The following is a 16,947-nucleotide window of genomic DNA, read 5'->3' as shown; positions in this document are numbered from 1 at the left end:
AAAAATGCAAAGCTTTTTACAAAGAATGGCAAGCTTATTAGTAGCGCTATCAGTTATGGTGCCGTATAGCTTTGCTGGAGAGGTCGCTCATATTGAAAGTGCTGTTTCGCAAGCGCAAACTCAGGGGTCTGGACGTCTCAATTTTTGGGGTCTTCATGTGTACGATGCGACTCTATATAGATCCTCGGTAAAAGACTCCCCGGAATTTGCCTTAGATATTCAGTATCAAAAGTCTTTTAAAGGCGCTGCTATTGCTGGTCGCACCGCTGATGAAATGAAAAATATTGGTATTCCCGAAGCTCAAGCCAGTGCTTGGGGAAAAGAGCTAGCAGCTGTTTTGCCCAATATAGAATCCGGCCAGTCTTTGACCGCTGTTTATACCCCTAAGCAAGGCACCATCTTTTTTCACGATGGAAAAAAAATTGCCCAGATTGCAGGGGTTGATTTTTCAAAAGCTTTTTTTGGTATTTGGCTCGATTCAAAAACGAGTGTTCCAAAGCTGAGGGCGGAGTTACTTGGAAAAGGTTGCCCACCCACATTAATATCAGGAGCTTGTTAAATGAATTTCACCGCTAACGTCGCAAAATGGATGCTTGGATTTTTTTTAATGTTGACCCTGGGGGCATGCTCTTCGCCTCAGGTTATTCAGTACGCCAAGGAAAAACCTACCCTAGAACTAAGTGAATACTTCAACGGCACGATTGATGCTTATGGCATCTTTACTGACCGTAACGGCACAGTTCAAAAAAGATTTACTGTGCTGATGCAGGCCAGCTGGAAAATGGTCGATGGTAAGAAGGTGGGTATTTTGGACGAAAGCTTTGAATATTCGGATGGTACAAAGCAAAAGCGCATTTGGACTTTGACAGAAACAGCGCCAGGAAAGTTTATTGGCAAGGCTGATGATGTCATTGGTGAGGCGCTTGGCGAGTCATCTGGAAATGCACTGCATTGGTCTTACACCCTTGCCTTGCCAGTTGATAACTCGATTTATCACGTGCAGTTTAATGACTGGATGTATCTCGTTACACCCAAGGTCATGATCAACAAAGCAAAAATGAGTAAGTTTGGAATTGATCTAGGCGAAGTCACTTTGAGTTTTTATAAGCGCTAATCCTTCTGAAAGACTGCTTTGAAAAAAATAGTATCTAAAAAACTTGTACTGATTTTGGGTGATCAGCTCGATATCGCTAGCCCAGTTCTCAAAAATATCGATATTGCTGTTGATGCGATATTAATGGTGGAGTCCGCAAATGAGGCTCAGCATGTTTGGTCTCATAAGGCCAAGATTGCCTTGTTTCTGTCGGCGATGCGCCATTTTGCAAAGCAGCTGGAGAAGCAAGGCCTGCCTCTCATCTATATCAAGCAATCCGCTAAGACAATTGCTGAAAATCTAAAAGTGGAGTTGGTAAAGGGTAAATTTACTCATCTAACTTGTGTAGAGCCTGGTGAATGGCGGCTCAAAAAGGCGATTGAAGCAGTGGCTTCTGAAATTGGGGTAGCACTAGAGATGCAAGAAGATAGCCACTTCTATTGCACTCGTGAAGAGTTTAGCGCCTGGGTTGCTAACAAAAAAGAGCTGAGGCTAGAGTATTTTTATCGTTTGATGCGTAAAAAACATGGGGTATTAGTAGATGGCGAAGGAAATCCAGAGGGCGGTCAATGGAATTTCGACAAGGATAATCGCAAGCCTTTCCCAAAAAAAGGTCCAGGTTTAATTAATCCTCCAGAGCTATTCGATCCTGATGACATCACTAGGGAGGTGCTCGCTGAAGTTGAAAAGCGCTATCCCGATCACCCAGGGTCGTTGGCCAATTTTCAGTGGCCAGTGACTCGAAAACAAGCCCTTCAAGCGTTGCAGTGTTTTGTTGAGCATCGCTTAGCTACTTTTGGGATTCATGAGGATGCCATGTGGACAGGCACCCCTTTTGGTTGGCACTCCCTCTTATCGAGTTCACTCAATTTGAAGTTACTTAACCCCAGAGAGGTTATTAGCGCTGTTTTGGGTGCTTGGAAGAAATATGATCTCGATATTGCTACTGTTGAAGGGTTTATTCGTCAAATTTTAGGTTGGCGAGAATTTGTGCGCGGTATGTATTACTTAGATATGCCGCAGATGGCGGAAGATAATTTTTATCAGCACCAAAACAAATTACCTGCTTGGTATTGGAGTGGCGATACCAAGATGCACTGTATGCAAGCAACAATCGGACAAACATTGGAGTATGGATATGCCCATCACATTCAGCGTTTGATGGTCACGGGTAACTTTGCTTTGCTGGCCGAGATATTGCCTAAAGAGGTCTGTGATTGGTACCTAGCAATTTATATTGATGCAATCGAGTGGGTGGAACTACCTAACACTGCCGGTATGGCTTTATTTGCTAGCGGTGGGCGCTTCACTAGCAAGCCCTATATAGCGAGTGGTGCGTACATTAAAAGAATGAGTAATTATTGCGACTCATGCCAATACAAGCCTGATGTTCGGTTTGGTGAAACTGCCTGTCCGATGACCAATCTGTATTGGAATTTTTTGATTAAGCATCGTAAGCAGTTTGAGGCCAGCCCCCGAACACGGCTTATGACAGCTAACCTTGCCAGAATAAGCGAACCTGATCAAAAAGCAATCCAGATCCATGCCAAGGCGCTTTTAGCGAATTTAGACTCCGTATAGCCCAGTTTAGGCAGCAATCAGGGCGAATTTTCTGGTTTTGTGTCACACTTCAGGCACGTTAATTAATGCTTTAAGGGTTGTATGAGAATTGAAGATAAAGATCCAGCAAGGCATGCTGGCATTGAATACCCCATGGAAGTAGGGGCTCCTGTTTTCGCGCCTATCAAAGTAGTCGAAGAAAAAGACAAGGCCGTCAATGTTGCCCGCCAAAACGCTAAGCTTGAATACGACCGCATTATGGAGCAAGCGGAAGTATTGATGAAGCAGGCGCGCTCTCTGCAGGCAAGGTTGGATGCTACCGAAATGGTTCATAGTGCTAAATATGGGTTTAACCCCATTCATGGCAAAACTTATCACCTCTATTTTGATAATCGTAATGGGGTGAACTTGTTAATTCAAAGCGGTCCTCATGAGTGGACATGCGGCATTCCAGATGCTTGGACTTATTCTATGGCGGTAAAAAAGCTAGGCGATAGTACATGGGCCATAGTAGAGGATGAAGATACTGTTTCGTCCTCAATGACAGTAAGCTAATTTTTTATAAAAAATAATAAGGTATCTTGTGACAACTGCACGAATGGTTAGTCTTACAGAGCTCGGTAATGCCGATGTGATCCAACTAATTGACAAAGAGCTGCCTGCTCCTAGTAAAGGTGAGGTACAACTTCGTCAAACAGCTATTGGCTTTAATTTCATTGATGTGTACCAGCGCTCGGGCATGTATCCTTTGGATCTACCTACTGGCCTGGGTCACGAGGCGGTAGGCGTAGTCCAGGCAATCGGTGAAGGTGTGACGCGCTTTTCGATCGGCGATCGTGTTGTGTATATGAACGCCGGTATTGGCGCTTATGCCAGTGCACGCAATGTCGCTGCCGATAAATTAGTTTCAGTACCGGATAGTGTTTCAGATGAAATTGCGGCCACTGTATTTTTTAAGGCAATGACAGCGCAATATTTGGTTCAAAAAACATATCCCGTTAAGTCAGGCGATGTAGTCTTGGTTCACGCTGCTGCTGGAGGCGTTGGTCAAATTTTGGCCGGCTGGGCAAAGTCTCTTGGCGCCTTTGTAGTCGGTACAGTGGGATCAGAGGCTAAGTTTTCCGCTGCCAAGGAGGCGGGTTGTGATGCTGTAGTCGATTACTCAAAGCCTGACTGGGTTGACGCTGTACTCAAGGCAACTGGTGGTCGTAAGGCCAACGTCGTTTATGACTCGGTTGCTAAAACAACCTTCTTAGGATCGCTTGACTGCGCCGCTCCATTTGGCACGGTAGCTTTATTTGGTGCTGCCTCTGGCCCTGCGCCAGAAATTCAGCCAGAGATTTTGAATAAAAAAGGTTGTTTATTCCTAACAAGGCCGTCGGTTTTTCCTCATAACGCTACCCCTGAACTATTGCAGGAGAACGCTCGCGCAGTATTTGATGCAATAGCCCAAGGTAGGGTCAAGGTTCAAATTGGGGCTAGATTTTCTTTGGAGCAAGCAGTAGAAGCACATAAGGCCGCAGAGAGTCGAAAAATTGTTGGGGCGATTGTTATAACCCCTTAATATTTTGCTCGCAGGGTAACGCTGCTGATGACAACTTATAAGCCTCGCTGTTGCGGGGCTTATTCATTTGCGAAAAATAAAAATAAGGTACTTGTGATTGGCGCGACGCCACAAAGTCAGCACTCCTTTTTCTGGGCTATAGTTAAAGCATCAGCCAACACTTGGAGAATCTGTTGCGCACGGGGAGTCAATCCAAGCTGGTGATTTCAATAACTGAAGGGCAGACTGTTCAATTTTAAGTAGGTTGAGATTATTTCTTTAAAGAGGCTTTTTTGACTTCAATATCATCTCAGGTGTTGGCCCAGCTGGCACCCACTGGCGTTCTGCGCGCCTCTGTTTATCTGGGTAATTTTTTGTTAGTTACCGGGCAATCATCAGATGGTGAGCCGACCGGCATTGCGCCTGACATGTGCCGAGCCGTTGCCGAGCGACTTGGTGTTCAGCTACAGTTGTTTGGCTTTAAAACTCAGGACGAGGTAGTTGAGTCTGCGGCTACTGAAAAATGTGGCATTGCACTAGTGGGATCAGATCCTGCCCGCGCGAAGCTGGTTACATTTACCTCAGCATATGTCGAGCTAGAGGCAACATATTTGGTGCCAGCGAGCTCTAGTATTACTGAGCTTTCACAAGTCGATCAGCCAGGTGTCCGAATTGCCTCGTTCTTAAATAGTGCTTATGACCTTTGGCTGCAGCGCAACCTTCGTCATGCCACTCTGGTTCATGCCGAGAGCCTAGTAGCTAGTAATGCCTTATTTGATCGTGAAAAGTTAGATGCCTTAGCAGGCTTAAAAACTGGCTTGTTAGCCGTCTCTCAAGGCTTGCCGGGATCACGTATTTTGTCCGGCCAATTTACCGGAATACAGCAAGCTATATCCACCAAGAAATCTCATGTGGAGTCCCTTGTATTTTTAAATGAATGTGTAAAAGAGTGGATTTCCAATGGTTTCGTATCGAGTCTGATTCACAAGCATGCCGTGCAGGGTGTATCGGTAGCTTCTATATTCAAGGGTCAGTAGAGATTCTTGATGATCAAAGTGGCCGTATTGAGCCAAAATAGAAGCTTTCTGAGAATTTGGCTTATAATTAGCTAAGCTATTGAATTATATGAAGTTTTCTTCTTAAATTACCGTTTTAGGCGGTTTGGCGGCTCTAAAGGGCCTTCGGACATTCCTTAGGGTGGTTGATTCAGGCTAATTACTCCCATGACAGCCACCACATCCCATGTTCCCAGTTCTCCCTTGCCTCTATTAGAGGCTCGTGGCGTTACCTGTGTGCGAGGCAGCCGTGAGTTGTTTACAGACCTGAGTCTGACCCTATCCGCTGGCGAATGTATGCACATTCGCGGTGAAAACGGTGTGGGTAAAACGAGCCTACTGCGTTTACTGACTGGCTTATCTTCCCCTGAGTCTGGAGAAATTCTCTGGGCGGGTAAGCGAATTCAGGATGAGGTACAGGCATTCCACCGCCGGCTGCTATTTTTGGGTCATCGCGATGCGCTCAAAGAAGATCTCACATCGCTTGAAAATTTATTGATGTATGCGGCCATTGATGACCTTGAGCTGACAGAGAAAGATGCTCTCGCGGCTCTGCATCAATTTGGTTTGAGGGCTCGCGCAGATCTTCCGGTGAGCTGTTTATCAGCCGGACAGAAAAAGCGGGTATTAATGGCACGAATGGTGTCCAGGCAGGCGGATATCTGGATTTTGGATGAGCCGTTCAACACATTGGATGTTGCTGCCGTTCAAGAGCTGCAGCAGTTAATTGCGGGGCACCTTAGAAACAATGGATTAGTCGTTTTTACTAGTCATCAGCATATAGAGATACCTGGCTTACGGGTGCTGGATTTATGAATGCTTTTATTGCCATCATTCGGCGTGATCTTCTTTTGGTAATGCGCCGTAAAAGTGAGGCATTAACAGCACTTTTTTTCTTTGTCATTGTGACAAGCCTATTTCCATTAGGTATTGGTGCCGATGCCGTACTGCTGAAAAAAATTGCACCAGGTGTAATTTGGGTTGCAGCCTTACTTTCGACCTTATTGGGGCTTCAGAGAATGTTTGCGGCGGATTATGCTGATGGGACCCTAGAGCAATTGGTCTTATCACCCAACTCTTTCTCCGGCCTAGTGTTTGGGAAGATTGTTGCCCATTGGCTCGTGGCTGGTTTACCCCTGGTCCTGCTCGCCCCCATCATTGGCATCCAGTTTGGCTTAGATTTCGACTCTATCAAAGTTTTAATGGTAGCCCTCCTCTTGGGTACACCTGTTTTATCATTAGTGGGCTCTATTGGGGCTGCATTAACTTTGGGGGTAAGGGGTGGGAGCGTGTTGATGAGTCTTATTATTTTGCCGCTCTATATCCCCGTATTAATTTTTGGAGCTGGTGCGGTGTACTCCAGTAGTGTGGGTCTGGATATTTCAGGATATTTCTCGCTACTTGGCGCCTTATTGATTTTGGCGCTGGCATTTGTACCCTGGGTTAGTGCTAATGCTGTGAAAATTGCGATTGAATGATGAATGCAAATAATGTACCTACAAAACAGATGATGAGTTGGTTTAAATTCTCTAGTCCAAGCACCTTCTATCCGTTGGCTGGAAAACTGATTCCTTTGTTTTGGGTGCTCACGATTATTTTTGGCGCGGCAGGTTTGTGGGTTAGTTTTTTTGTTGCCCCAGTCGATGCGGTGCAGGGTCAGGGTTATCGTATTATTTTTATTCATGTCCCGGTCTCCTGGATGTCTATGGTGATCTATTTAGCGATGGCTGCATGGGCTGGTTTAGGTTTAATTTTTAATACCCGCTTATCTGCCATGATGGCGCAGGCACTTGCACCGATTGGCGCTTGGATGACCTTTCTTTCTCTATGGACTGGCGCATTCTGGGGCAAGCCAATGTGGGGAGCCTGGTGGGTATGGGATGCTCGCTTAACCTCGGAGTTAATCCTTTTATTCTTATATCTAGGCTTTATTGCCTTGCAGGCCTCTATTGACAATGTTCGTCGCGCAGATAAGGCTGGCGCTATTTTGGCCTTGGTTGGAGTGGTGAATATCCCCATTATTTACTTCTCAGTGAAGTGGTGGAATACCTTGCACCAAGGTGCATCGGTGTCTTTGACTAAAGCGCCAGCGATGGCTCAAACTATGCTGTGGGGAATGCTCTTAATGGCTTTATGCCTTTGGATGTACTCAATTGCAGTAGGGTTAATGCGTGTACGAGCCATCATTCTAGAGCGTGAGGCTCATACTGCTTGGGTAAAACAATTAAATGGGGTAGAGCATTGATGTGGAATAGTTCATCTGATTTCTTCGCAATGGGAGGTTATGCCCTATATGTATGGTCAAGTTTTGGTGTGAGCGCTCTAGTTCTTTTGATTGAGCCCTTGACTGTGCGTGCGCGTCATCAAGCGGTTTTAAAAAGGCTTCAACGTGAATCGTTGGCCGAGCAATTGGATTTAGAGGTTGCAAAATGAGCCTGACATTAAAGCCAAGACACAAGCGTTTGGCCATCATCATTGGCGGCCTGATTGCCGTTGTGTTGGCAGTAGTTTTGATTCTGAATGCGCTCAATAGCAATATCGCTCTTTTTGTTACCCCAAGCGAAGTAGCTGCGGGCAAAGCGCCCCAAGGACAGGCTTTTCGGATTGGCGGAATGGTGAAAGAGCAGTCAGTGAGGCGCGACGGCTTGACTGTTCACTTTGTGATTACCGATATGGTTAAAGATATATCGGTCGCCTACACTGGTATTTTGCCTGACCTATTTAAAGAAGGTAAGGGGGCCGTGGCTCAAGGACGATTGGATGCCAATGGGCAATTTGTTGCTAGCGAGGTACTTGCTAAGCATGATGAAAACTATATGCCTCCTGAGGCAAAGCATGCTCTCGAGCAAGCTCAAAAAAATGGAAGTAAACCATGATTGCCGAGTTTGGTCACTACGCATTAATACTTGCTTTATGTGTTGCGATTATTCAGGGAGTACTACCCTTGGTAGGGGCGCACCAAGGTAGACGTGAGTGGTTAATGCTGGCTAGGCCAGCAGCGCAAACAGTTTTCTTATTGCTGGCAATTGCTTTCGTGACCCTGTCATGGAGTTTTTACATTAATGATTTTTCTGTCCTGTACGTTGCAGAGCACTCAAATTCACAGCTACCTACGATGTATCGACTATCAGCAGTTTGGGGTGGTCACGAGGGTTCTTTATTGCTGTGGGTTTTCTTGCTATCGACTTGGACTATTTTGGTAGCGCAACTTTCAAAATCATTGGATGATTTTATGGTTGCGCGAGTCATTGGCGTACTAGGTTTGGTTATCACTGGTCTACTGCTATTTATCATTACGACATCGAGCCCGTTCGAACGGCTTTTTCCTGCTGCGCAAGATGGGCGATCTTTAAATCCCCTCTTACAAGATCCGGGTCTCATATTTCATCCACCCATGCTTTATATGGGTTACGTAGGTTTTTCAGTTGCCTTTGCTTTTGCAATTGCCTCTTTGCTATCAGGCAGACTCGATGCTGCTTGGGCGCGTTGGTCGCGCCCCTGGACCACTGCAGCCTGGGTGTTTTTAACGCTAGGTATTGCACTGGGATCCTGGTGGGCCTATTACGAATTAGGTTGGGGCGGTTGGTGGTTTTGGGATCCTGTAGAGAACGCCTCCTTCATTCCTTGGTTAGTAGGTACGGCTCTTTTGCACTCCCTTTCGGTCACTGAGAAGCGCGGTGGATTTAAGAGCTGGACAGTTTTGCTGGCCATCTGCGCTTTTTCACTGTCATTACTGGGAACATTTTTAGTGCGCTCTGGAGTCTTGACTTCAGTTCATGCTTTTGCAACTGACCCTAGACGGGGTGTATTTATTTTAATTTTTCTAGTGCTAGTGGTTGGGTCATCACTGGCGCTGTATGCATGGCGTGCCCCCAAAAGTACGCTGGGTGGTAAGTTCAGCCTTACTTCTCGAGAAACATTTATCTTGCTAGGGAACGTCTTCTTAGTAGTCTCGGCAGCATCTATTTTGCTCGGTACTTTATATCCCTTGTTGATTGATGCTTTGCACTTAGGCAAGATCTCTGTAGGCCCTCCCTACTTTAATAGTGTCTTTGTTCCCATCATGGTTCCTTTGCTGGTATTGATGGGAATTGGCCCTTGGACTAGCTGGAAAAATTCGAATCTGTTGACCGTTATTAAGCGTCTATGGGTTGCCGCTTTGGTGGCGGTCATTGCAGCGATATCGATTCCGTTCGTCATGGGTTCGTTTACTTGGCTCATTAGTTTGGGATTCCTATTGGCATTTTGGGTGATTGCATCTGGTGTGCTGCAATGGATTCGTCAAGCAAAAGCGGGTAAACCGACGCGCTCATTTATGGGAATGCAGCTTGCCCATCTAGGCATTGCCGTTTTTGTTATTGGCGTCACGATGGTGGGCGGGTACCAAGAAGAAAAAGATGTGAAGATGCACGCGGGTGAAACTGTGAGCGTAGGTGGTTATCAAATTCAGTTGCAAGGGGTTGCTGCTGTTCCAGGACCCAATTACAAAGCGATGCAGGGTACCTTTTTGCTGACGCGTAATGGCGAGTTGGAGGCAACCTTATATCCTGAAAAGCGTAGTTACTTCTCATCTACGATGCCAATGACTGAGGCTGCAATTGACGTTGGTTTAACACGCGATATTTACGTATCACTTGGTGAAGAGTTAGACGACAAGGCCTGGGCTGTGAGGGTGTACTTCAAGCCTTTCATAGATTGGATTTGGGGCGGGTGTTTGTTGATGGCTTTAGGCGGTATGTTGGCGATGTCCGATAAGCGCTATCGCATGAAATGGCGTAAGGTTTCTGCGTGAAAGCTAAATTTCTTATTCCTTTTGTGTTGTTTGTGATTTTGGTTGGGTTTTTAGCTGTGGGCTTAAATCGTGATCCGCAAGAGGTGCCTTCACCTTTGATTGGAAAATTAGCCCCTGCCTTCGAGGTGCCTCAACTTGCTAACTCTAAAAATACCTTCTCTCCAGAAAGTATGAAGGGTCAAGTCTGGATATTAAATGTCTGGGCCTCTTGGTGTGTTGCTTGTCGCGAAGAGCATCCAGCATTAGTCGAGCTGGGTAAATTAAAGCTAGCACCCTTAATTGGCTTGAACTATAAAGATAAACGAGATGATGCATTGACTATGCTTGCTCGCCAAGGTGATCCCTATACACTGTCTGCGTTTGATGGCAACGGCCGTGTGGGTATCGACTATGGTGTCTATGGTGTTCCTGAAACTTACATTATGGATAAGGCAGGCATCATTCGTTTTAAGCAAATTGGGCCAGTAACAACAGAAGTGCTCAATCAAAAGATCATCCCCTTATTGGCCGAGCTTAAATCGCGATGAAATCATTTTTTGTCGCAATTACATTTGTATTAACTACTGCTGGCTGCATGAGCACTGCACTCGCTACGGATGCTGTTCCGCTTTCAGATGACCCAATTACTGAGCAGCGCTTAATTTCAATTTCTGAAGAAATGCGTTGTTTAGTGTGTCAAAACGAATCGCTTGCAGGATCACGTTCGGATTTAGCAAATGACTTACGCCGTGAGATTCGTATTCTGATTAAAGAAGGCAAGACGGATGATCAGATACGAAGCTTCATGGTAGAGCGTTACGGTGATTTTGTGTTGTATCGCCCACCTGTTAAGCCTATAACTTGGCTGCTGTGGATAGGCCCCTTCGTTATTCTGCTGCTGGGTATTATGGGACTTATTCTTTATTTGCGACGCAGAAATCAAAGTGTGCCGAGTACGACACTTTCTGCTGACGAGAATCGCCGCATTGATGCGCTGCTTAAGAATGTAAAACCTAGCTCTTCTGAAAGTCCCCATGACTAGTTTTTTAATTGCCGCTTTTCTTTTATTGATTTTGGTTTTAGTGCTGCTGTTGCGTCCATTTTTCTTTTTTGGCCTAGAGCAGGGAACTTCGCGTCGGCAAATGAATGCTGCAATTTATCGTGAAGAGTTGGATAAATTAGAGGCCGAGCGATTGTCTGGTGTTGTGGAAGAGGTGACTTATGAGCAAACTCATGCTGAAATGCGTCAGCGTCTTTTTCAGGACACTGAAGTAGCCGATGATTTAGCGACAGTTCGGTCTCCTAAAAAAACCATCGTTGGTGTTTGTATTTTTGTGGCACTACTTTCAATTGGCTTCTACTTTGTATTAGGCGAGGCACCTGCCGTTGCTGAGCAAAAGATTCAACAGCCGATAGATCAAGAGTCTGTTGAAAAGATGGTGAATGAGTTTGCTACAAAGCTAGAAAAAGAGCCGGACAACTTAAAGGGATGGGCTATGTTAGCGCGCTCTTATCGTGTTCTGGGTCGCAATCAAGATGCCGTAAACGCTTATGCTCGCGCTGGTTCTTACGTAGACTCTGACCCACAGTTATTGGCAGACTATGCAGATGCGCTGGCAAGTAACACCAATGGAAGCTTTGCTGGTAAGCCAACTCAGTTGATTAATAAAGCGTTGGCACTCGATCCAAATAACTTGTTAGCCTTATGGCTCTCTGGAACGGCTGCATTTAATGCGCAAAACTACTCTGGCGCAATACAGTCTTGGGAGAAATTAGCCAAACAATTACCACCGAATTCTGATGAGGCGCGTGGCATTGCGGAGTCAATCGCAGAAGCCCGTTTAAAAGGGAAGCTTCCTTTGGCACCTACTCCCAACTCCGTCCCTATGACAAGCGGTAAGGGTATCAGTGGCACTATATCGATTGCCCCCGAAGTGAAATCCCAGCTCAAATCAGGGGATGTTTTAATGGTGATTGCTCGTAAACCAGGTGAGCGTATGCCGGTTGCTGTTTTGCGAGCACCCCTCACGACATTCCCGATGAGTTACCTATTGGATGACACTTTATCAATGAGCCCGAATACGCTGATTTCTGGATTATCAGAAGTAGTGGTCGAGGTGCGCATTTCTAAAACTGGCATGGCTATGCCAGAAGCTGGGGACTTGATCTCTATGGCCAAAACCGTAAAGGTAGGCTCTTCTAACGTTCAGCTGCTAGTCGATAGAGTACGCCCTTAATCAGCCTCGACCTACAAAAGGCATTTTGCTGGCCATGATGGTCATGGAGAGAATGTTGCTTTCTAGCGGTAATTGAGCCATATGGAGTACCGCTTGACCTACATGATCTACATCCATCAGCGGCTCTACTAGATTTGAGCCGTCAGCCTGCAAAATACCGGCCGCCATCGGGATTGTCATTTCTGTTCCTGCGTTACCGATATCGATTTGGCCACAGGTAATGTTGAATGCACGTCCATCGAGTGCAATGGACTTGGTTAAGCCTGTAATCGCATGTTTTGTTGCGGTATAGGGAGCGGACATAGGACGGGGGGTATGCGCAGAAATCGAGCCATTGTTGATAATTCTGCCGCCTTGCGGAGATTGCGCTTTCATCATCCGAATGGCTTCTTGTGAGCAAAGAAAGGCCCCGCATAAATTTGCATTAACCACATTCATCCACTGCTCATAGCTTAACTCTTCCATGGGGATAGCAGGAGCCCCAATGCCGGCATTATTAAATAGGACATCAATACGCCCAAAGCGGTTTTGGATTGCCATAAATAGCCGTTTTACATCCTCTGGTTTTCCGACATCGGAGGAGTGAGCAAGACAGTTTTCTTGGGTCCCGCCGATATCAAGCATCGCCTGCTCTAGACGAGTCTGATTTCTGCCAGTAAGCACCACCTGAAAACCACCCTGTAAAAGTGCTTTTGCAGCTGCTTTACCGATGCCGGTTCCAGCGCCGGTAATTAGCGCGACTTTATTGAGGGGCAGAGTCATGTTTGGCCTATTATTTTTCTAAAGAATCTATCTTATCGCGAATGTTTTTATTGAAGCGAATTGCAAGTTCAATTGCGAGGCTCGAGGCATAATGACAAAAAAAGAAGGTTTCTTATGGACTTTATACGTAAAAATATCTATAGCCCGTCGGTGATTGGGGTAGCAATTTTGCTTTTGGGCTTGATACTTTTCGCCGTACTTTGGATTTTAGTTCCTCCTCCACCTCGATCAATTGAGTTGGCGACGGGTTTTTCAGAGGGCCTTTATCAGCAGTTTGGTAAAAAACTTCAGCATCAGCTTTCGGGTGAGGGTGTCTCACTAACACTGAAAACAACTGGCGGAACAAGGGACAACATCGCTTTATTAGACGATCCAAATTCAGGGATTGATTTTGCATTAGTCCAAGGTGGAGTGGCTGATATCTCTAAGTATCCCAATCTCGTTTCTATCGCAGGTATTTTTTATGAACCAATATGGGTTTGGTACCGAGAAGCTGCATTTAAAAAAGAGGGCGGTCGCTTAAGCTTGTTAAGCCAAATTAAAGGTAAGCGTGTATCTATTGGTAGTGATGGTAGTGGCACCTTAGCTTTGACGATGGAGCTAATGAGAGTTAGCGGATTAAGTGTTGATGATTTTCGTGCTGAAAAATTAAGGCCGGATGAGGCATTGGCAAAGTTTAGTAGCGCAGAGTTGGATGTTGTTTTTTTAGTCAGTGCTATTGAGGCACCGCTATTAAAAAAATTCTATCAAATTCCAGATATTCGTTTAATGGGCTTTGAGCAGGCAGATGCTTACTTGACTCAGCTTCCTTACCTATCAAAGGTGAAGGTTCCTCGGGGGGTTCTTAGTATTGCTCAAGATATTCCAAGGCAGGATATGAAGTCCTAGCTCCAACCGCTACATTAGTGGGTAGGGATAATGTTAGTCCAGCATTGGTAACCTTACTCTTAGGTGAGACGTATGAGGTGTTGAAGTCCTACACTTACCTCCAGCGACCTGGAGACTTCCCCTCCGCAGTTGGCTTAGATTTTCCCGTTCATGCAGATGCTGAGATTTATCTTAAGGACGGCCCCTCCTTTTTACATCGCCACTTACCATTTTGGACGGCAGTTTGGATTGGGCGCTTTGCAAAAATCGTGATCCCCTTGTTGGTAATTTTGATCCCCTTATTTACCTACATTCCAGCTATCAAAAACTTGTTTCTTCGGCTCAAGCTTTCCCGGGTCTATGAGGAATTAAAGGTAATTGAGAGAAATGCCCTTAAACCAGAGTTAAAACAACAGAATTACCGAGATTTAGAAGGGATTGAGATTAGGGTAGGTCAAATTCAAGTCTCGATGCTGGATGCCAAAGAGCTTTACGACCTAAAGGGGCACGTTGGTGATGTGCGAAACCGCCTTAATTTAAATCCTTAGGCAATGATTTAGTGGGTGATGCTCTAAAATGAAATCATGCCTTCTTTAAGCCTCTCGCCTCCCCTAACTCCTGTTGGAGAAATTGCCCAATCGCTGCGAGGCGATGGCTATGCAATTGTGTCACCTGAAGAGGTTGCAAAGATTGCAGGGGTGCCGCTCAATGATTTATTAAGTCTGAATCTCTTGTGGGAGGGCTTGCCACGCGATCCCTATTTAAAGGATGGTGGACGTTATCGCTTTCGTCGGCATGTTAGTTATGAGATTGCGAATGATGCTCTCTCTATGGTTCCTCACCGCGCTCATTGGCAGTCACTGAATTACAACGCCTTACACGGAGGTATCGAGCGTTGGTTTGAGCCTTCACCAGTGGCGCTAACAAATAATTCAGCCTGGCAGTCACTGCTCATTGGTATTGCCCATATCTTAAGCGGTATCAAGCCGGTCAAAACTTGGTTTGTTGAGGCACATCAATTTAGAATCGACACCACAGACGGAATTGGTCGGCCCACACCGGAGGGTGCTCACCGCGATGGAGTAGATTTTGTTGCGGTCTTCTTGGTGGACAGAGTGAATATCAAAGGTGGGGAGACTAGAATATTCGAGGCTAATGGTTCTGTAGGCTTACGGTTTACATTGGCACAGCCTTGGTCTGTATTGCTTATGAATGATGAAAAAATGATTCATGAATCCACCCCCATACAGCCAATAGGACCCCATGGTCACCGCGATACCTTGGTGCTCACCTACCGATCTAATGGCTTTCAAGATTCTCCGAATCAAAGCCAATAGTCAGTATTGATAGAAGCCTGATGCGCTTTAAGTCAAATAATTGCACTCCGTTTATGCTGATGGCGCAAACAGGCGCCTTATTAGGGTTTGCTTGCTACGCCGTAGTACTTACTACCCTTCAGGACGAATGGCATCTCAGTAACTTGCAATCGGGTTTAATTGCAAGCGCCTTTTTCTTTGGTTATATGTTGATGGTGCCGTTAGCTACCGCATTGACTGATCGGGTCGATGCAAAAAAGGTATATCTAATTGGTGGTATTTCTGCTGCTTGTGGATTGATGGGCATGGCTCTTTTGGCCCACGACTTTTGGACAGCACTATTTTTCATGGCTTTAAATGGTGCTGGATTGGCGGGTACTTATATGCCAGGCTTGAAGATACTTTCAGATCGCATTAAAACGGGTGAGCTTACTCGGCATATCGCCTTTTACACTGCATTTTTTGGTATCGGCACAGGCTTTTCTTATTTGATCTCTGGGTGGATTTTGGATGCGCTTGGTTGGCGCTATGTATTTGGATTAATTTCCTTGGGCCCACTTACTGCATTGCTGATAGTGTTGTTATTCATTCCAGCCCTGACTCATGAAAAATGGCAAGGCCCCTTTCAAATTGGCCTGCGTGATATTTTTCCAGTAGACAAATGGCGTTTGGTTTTGCAGGACAAAACGGCATCCGGATTTATTTTTGGTTATACCGCTCATACCGTTGAGTTATTTGCATCACGTAGTTGGATCGTTGCCTTTTTTGTATTTTGCGCTGTAGTTTCTGGTGAACCTTTTTTACTAACGGCTACAACTCTAGCCGGGGTCATTAATTTCTTTGGCGTGCCTGCCTCGATTATCGGCAACGAAATTGCTTTGAAAATTGGTCGTCAAAAATGGATTTGTATGGTGATGCTCACTAGCGCCTTATTTGGCATTGCGTTAGCCGCATCAACTGGCCATTCATGGTGGTTAATTGTGGCATTGGCAACTGGCCACTCCATCTTCATCATGGCCGATTCTGCTACCTTAACGGCAGGCTTGGTAACTAGTGCAAAAGAAAATATTAAAGGTGCAGCAATGGGTTTGCATTCTTTAATGGGTTTCGGAGGAGGGTTACTAGGGCCTGCAATATTCGGTTTTGTGCTCGACCTTACAGGCTCGCGTACCTCGCAGATGTCTTGGGTGTGGGCCTATGCTGCGATTGTTGTCTGGGGAGTGCTATTTGTGATCTATGAGCGTCGGAGCGGATGGGGAGCTGACGAGCATCGGCGCCACACTTAACTAATTCGGCTACCTAGCCAATAAGCAATCACGGCCGATGAAGCAGTAACGCTGGCGCCCCAAGCAATATCGATCAATGCCAGGCGGATTGGAAAATCACGTATGACAGCCAAATTTGTAAGATCGTAAGTCATATAGCAAAAGAATCCAAATAAAGCACCATACTGCAATGCATAGATCCAGGATTGTTTTGATAGCGCAGGAATAGTTACGAAAATAGTAGCGCCCAGAGCATAGAGGAGATAAAAGCAGAGACCTGCCAGAAGCTTGGGCTCAGGGGCCATTAATGAGCCCATTTCAGTGCGATACAAATTCTTGGCAATGCCTAGCAACCAAATCAAATCAATCACCAGTAACGATACAAGGAAAGAAAAATACACCACGAAGTACTTGAGCAATTCTGTCTCCTTTTTATCGCTTTACAGAAAAGCAATAAGGTTTATGATGAAATGAAGCA

21 protein-coding genes are annotated in these 16,947 nt (G+C 45.6%); 19 read left to right on the top strand and 2 right to left on the bottom strand.

Features of this window, described 5'->3' with window-relative positions; genetic code table 11:
• Nucleotides 1–4 precede the first annotated feature (4 nt).
• The 15 genes from QUD86_RS06920 (at nucleotide 5) to ccmI (ending at nucleotide 12,259) form a co-directional block, all read left to right on the top strand.
• Complete coding sequence (locus QUD86_RS06920; protein WP_286296184.1) at nucleotides 5–559, top strand: chalcone isomerase family protein; 555 nt, start codon at nucleotides 5–7, stop codon at nucleotides 557–559.
• The gene (locus tag QUD86_RS06915) at nucleotides 560–1,114 is read left to right on the top strand and encodes a DUF3833 domain-containing protein (protein ID WP_286296181.1); all 555 of its coding nucleotides are present in this window, start codon (nucleotides 560–562) and stop codon (nucleotides 1,112–1,114) included. It begins immediately after the preceding gene.
• 18 nt (nucleotides 1,115–1,132) lie between these two features.
• Entirely contained in the window at nucleotides 1,133–2,674 is a 1,542-nt protein-coding gene (locus QUD86_RS06910) for a cryptochrome/photolyase family protein (RefSeq protein WP_286296179.1), read from the top strand.
• A gap of 81 nt (nucleotides 2,675–2,755) precedes the next feature.
• Nucleotides 2,756–3,208 carry a DUF2452 domain-containing protein gene (locus QUD86_RS06905; RefSeq protein ID WP_286296178.1) on the top strand — a complete coding sequence of 151 codons (453 nt, stop codon included), beginning with the start codon at nucleotides 2,756–2,758 and terminating at the stop codon, nucleotides 3,206–3,208.
• Nucleotides 3,209–3,236: 28 nt separating this feature from the next.
• Nucleotides 3,237–4,217 carry a quinone oxidoreductase family protein gene (locus QUD86_RS06900; RefSeq protein ID WP_286296177.1) on the top strand — a complete coding sequence of 327 codons (981 nt, stop codon included), beginning with the start codon at nucleotides 3,237–3,239 and terminating at the stop codon, nucleotides 4,215–4,217.
• A 272-nt stretch (nucleotides 4,218–4,489) separates the two neighbouring features.
• Nucleotides 4,490–5,233 carry a transporter substrate-binding domain-containing protein gene (locus QUD86_RS06895; RefSeq protein WP_286296175.1) on the top strand — a complete coding sequence of 248 codons (744 nt, stop codon included), beginning with the start codon at nucleotides 4,490–4,492 and terminating at the stop codon, nucleotides 5,231–5,233.
• A gap of 186 nt (nucleotides 5,234–5,419) precedes the next feature.
• Nucleotides 5,420–6,067, top strand: coding sequence for a cytochrome c biogenesis heme-transporting ATPase CcmA (ccmA, locus tag QUD86_RS06890; RefSeq protein WP_286296173.1), 648 nt, complete (start codon nucleotides 5,420–5,422; stop codon nucleotides 6,065–6,067).
• Nucleotides 6,064–6,729, top strand: a complete 666-nt coding sequence (ccmB, locus tag QUD86_RS06885) for a heme exporter protein CcmB (protein ID WP_286296171.1) — start codon at nucleotides 6,064–6,066, stop codon at nucleotides 6,727–6,729. The genes ccmA and ccmB overlap by 4 nt, the downstream gene beginning before the upstream one ends.
• Entirely contained in the window at nucleotides 6,726–7,496 is a 771-nt protein-coding gene (gene ccmC, locus QUD86_RS06880) for a heme ABC transporter permease CcmC (RefSeq protein WP_353506524.1), read from the top strand. Before ccmB ends, ccmC begins: the two co-directional genes overlap by 4 nt.
• Nucleotides 7,496–7,684 carry a heme exporter protein CcmD gene (gene ccmD / locus QUD86_RS06875; RefSeq protein WP_286296169.1) on the top strand — a complete coding sequence of 63 codons (189 nt, stop codon included), beginning with the start codon at nucleotides 7,496–7,498 and terminating at the stop codon, nucleotides 7,682–7,684. The genes ccmC and ccmD overlap by 1 nt, the downstream gene beginning before the upstream one ends.
• Nucleotides 7,681–8,127 (top strand): cytochrome c maturation protein CcmE, encoded by a 447-nt coding sequence (gene ccmE / locus QUD86_RS06870; RefSeq protein WP_286296167.1) that lies wholly within the window; start codon nucleotides 7,681–7,683, stop codon nucleotides 8,125–8,127. Before ccmD ends, ccmE begins: the two co-directional genes overlap by 4 nt.
• Nucleotides 8,124–10,043, top strand: coding sequence for a heme lyase CcmF/NrfE family subunit (locus tag QUD86_RS06865; RefSeq protein WP_286296165.1), 1,920 nt, complete (start codon nucleotides 8,124–8,126; stop codon nucleotides 10,041–10,043). The genes ccmE and QUD86_RS06865 overlap by 4 nt, the downstream gene beginning before the upstream one ends.
• Nucleotides 10,040–10,570, top strand: a complete 531-nt coding sequence (locus tag QUD86_RS06860) for a DsbE family thiol:disulfide interchange protein (RefSeq protein ID WP_286296164.1) — start codon at nucleotides 10,040–10,042, stop codon at nucleotides 10,568–10,570. Before QUD86_RS06865 ends, QUD86_RS06860 begins: the two co-directional genes overlap by 4 nt.
• Nucleotides 10,567–11,064, top strand: a complete 498-nt coding sequence (locus tag QUD86_RS06855) for a cytochrome c-type biogenesis protein (RefSeq protein ID WP_286296163.1) — start codon at nucleotides 10,567–10,569, stop codon at nucleotides 11,062–11,064. The genes QUD86_RS06860 and QUD86_RS06855 overlap by 4 nt, the downstream gene beginning before the upstream one ends.
• Nucleotides 11,057–12,259, top strand: a complete 1,203-nt coding sequence (ccmI, locus tag QUD86_RS06850; RefSeq protein ID WP_286296162.1) for a c-type cytochrome biogenesis protein CcmI — start codon at nucleotides 11,057–11,059, stop codon at nucleotides 12,257–12,259. The genes QUD86_RS06855 and ccmI overlap by 8 nt, the downstream gene beginning before the upstream one ends.
• Here ccmI and QUD86_RS06845 read toward each other — a convergent pair whose 3' ends face one another.
• Entirely contained in the window at nucleotides 12,260–13,021 is a 762-nt protein-coding gene (locus tag QUD86_RS06845) for an SDR family oxidoreductase (protein ID WP_286296160.1), read from the bottom strand.
• Between the two features lie 114 nt (nucleotides 13,022–13,135).
• Here QUD86_RS06845 and QUD86_RS06840 point away from each other — a divergent pair, with 114 nt between their 5' ends.
• The 4 genes from QUD86_RS06840 to QUD86_RS06825 all read left to right on the top strand — a co-directional run bounded on the left by QUD86_RS06840 (nucleotide 13,136) and on the right by QUD86_RS06825 (nucleotide 16,490).
• Complete coding sequence (locus QUD86_RS06840; protein ID WP_286296159.1) at nucleotides 13,136–13,909, top strand: TAXI family TRAP transporter solute-binding subunit; 774 nt, start codon at nucleotides 13,136–13,138, stop codon at nucleotides 13,907–13,909.
• Nucleotides 13,910–13,989: 80 nt separating this feature from the next.
• On the top strand, nucleotides 13,990–14,436 hold the full coding sequence (locus QUD86_RS06835) for a hypothetical protein (RefSeq protein WP_286296158.1): 447 nt from the start codon (nucleotides 13,990–13,992) through the stop codon (nucleotides 14,434–14,436).
• A 36-nt stretch (nucleotides 14,437–14,472) separates the two neighbouring features.
• Nucleotides 14,473–15,225, top strand: a complete 753-nt coding sequence (locus tag QUD86_RS06830; protein WP_286296156.1) for a 2OG-Fe dioxygenase family protein — start codon at nucleotides 14,473–14,475, stop codon at nucleotides 15,223–15,225.
• 20 nt (nucleotides 15,226–15,245) lie between these two features.
• The gene (locus tag QUD86_RS06825; protein WP_286296155.1) at nucleotides 15,246–16,490 is read left to right on the top strand and encodes an MFS transporter; all 1,245 of its coding nucleotides are present in this window, start codon (nucleotides 15,246–15,248) and stop codon (nucleotides 16,488–16,490) included.
• On the opposite strand, the gene QUD86_RS06820 is transcribed toward QUD86_RS06825, so the two are convergent.
• On the bottom strand, nucleotides 16,487–16,888 hold the full coding sequence (locus tag QUD86_RS06820; protein WP_286296154.1) for a DUF2177 family protein: 402 nt from the start codon (nucleotides 16,886–16,888) through the stop codon (nucleotides 16,487–16,489). The two genes, QUD86_RS06825 and QUD86_RS06820, sit on opposite strands and share 4 nt — an antisense overlap.
• Nucleotides 16,889–16,947 lie beyond the last annotated feature (59 nt).

The sequence above is a fragment of the Polynucleobacter sp. TUM22923 genome, from assembly GCF_030295705.1.
Taxonomy (GTDB): domain Bacteria; phylum Pseudomonadota; class Gammaproteobacteria; order Burkholderiales; family Burkholderiaceae; genus Polynucleobacter.
Note: the sequence above shows the minus strand (reverse complement) of the source record. Positions and strands in the feature narration are given on the sequence as shown.

Bases quoted from the DNA above. Each gene is read 5' to 3' on its own strand.
- QUD86_RS06920 (WP_286296184.1), top strand. From the start codon at position 5: ATGCAAAGCTTTTTACAAAGAATGGCAAGCTTATTAGTAGCGCTATCA.
- QUD86_RS06915 (WP_286296181.1), top strand. From the start codon at position 560: ATGAATTTCACCGCTAACGTCGCAAAATGGATGCTTGGATTTTTTTTA.
- QUD86_RS06905 (WP_286296178.1), top strand. From the start codon at position 2,756: ATGAGAATTGAAGATAAAGATCCAGCAAGGCATGCTGGCATTGAATAC.
- ccmA (WP_286296173.1), top strand. From the start codon at position 5,420: ATGACAGCCACCACATCCCATGTTCCCAGTTCTCCCTTGCCTCTATTA.
- ccmB (WP_286296171.1), top strand. From the start codon at position 6,064: ATGAATGCTTTTATTGCCATCATTCGGCGTGATCTTCTTTTGGTAATG.
- ccmC (WP_353506524.1), top strand. From the start codon at position 6,726: ATGATGAATGCAAATAATGTACCTACAAAACAGATGATGAGTTGGTTT.
- ccmD (WP_286296169.1), top strand. From the start codon at position 7,496: ATGTGGAATAGTTCATCTGATTTCTTCGCAATGGGAGGTTATGCCCTA.
- ccmE (WP_286296167.1), top strand. From the start codon at position 7,681: ATGAGCCTGACATTAAAGCCAAGACACAAGCGTTTGGCCATCATCATT.
- QUD86_RS06865 (WP_286296165.1), top strand. From the start codon at position 8,124: ATGATTGCCGAGTTTGGTCACTACGCATTAATACTTGCTTTATGTGTT.
- QUD86_RS06855 (WP_286296163.1), top strand. From the start codon at position 10,567: ATGAAATCATTTTTTGTCGCAATTACATTTGTATTAACTACTGCTGGC.
- ccmI (WP_286296162.1), top strand. From the start codon at position 11,057: ATGACTAGTTTTTTAATTGCCGCTTTTCTTTTATTGATTTTGGTTTTA.
- QUD86_RS06845 (WP_286296160.1), bottom strand. From the start codon at position 13,021: ATGACTCTGCCCCTCAATAAAGTCGCGCTAATTACCGGCGCTGGAACC.
- QUD86_RS06840 (WP_286296159.1), top strand. From the start codon at position 13,136: ATGGACTTTATACGTAAAAATATCTATAGCCCGTCGGTGATTGGGGTA.
- QUD86_RS06830 (WP_286296156.1), top strand. From the start codon at position 14,473: ATGCCTTCTTTAAGCCTCTCGCCTCCCCTAACTCCTGTTGGAGAAATT.
- QUD86_RS06825 (WP_286296155.1), top strand. From the start codon at position 15,246: ATGCGCTTTAAGTCAAATAATTGCACTCCGTTTATGCTGATGGCGCAA.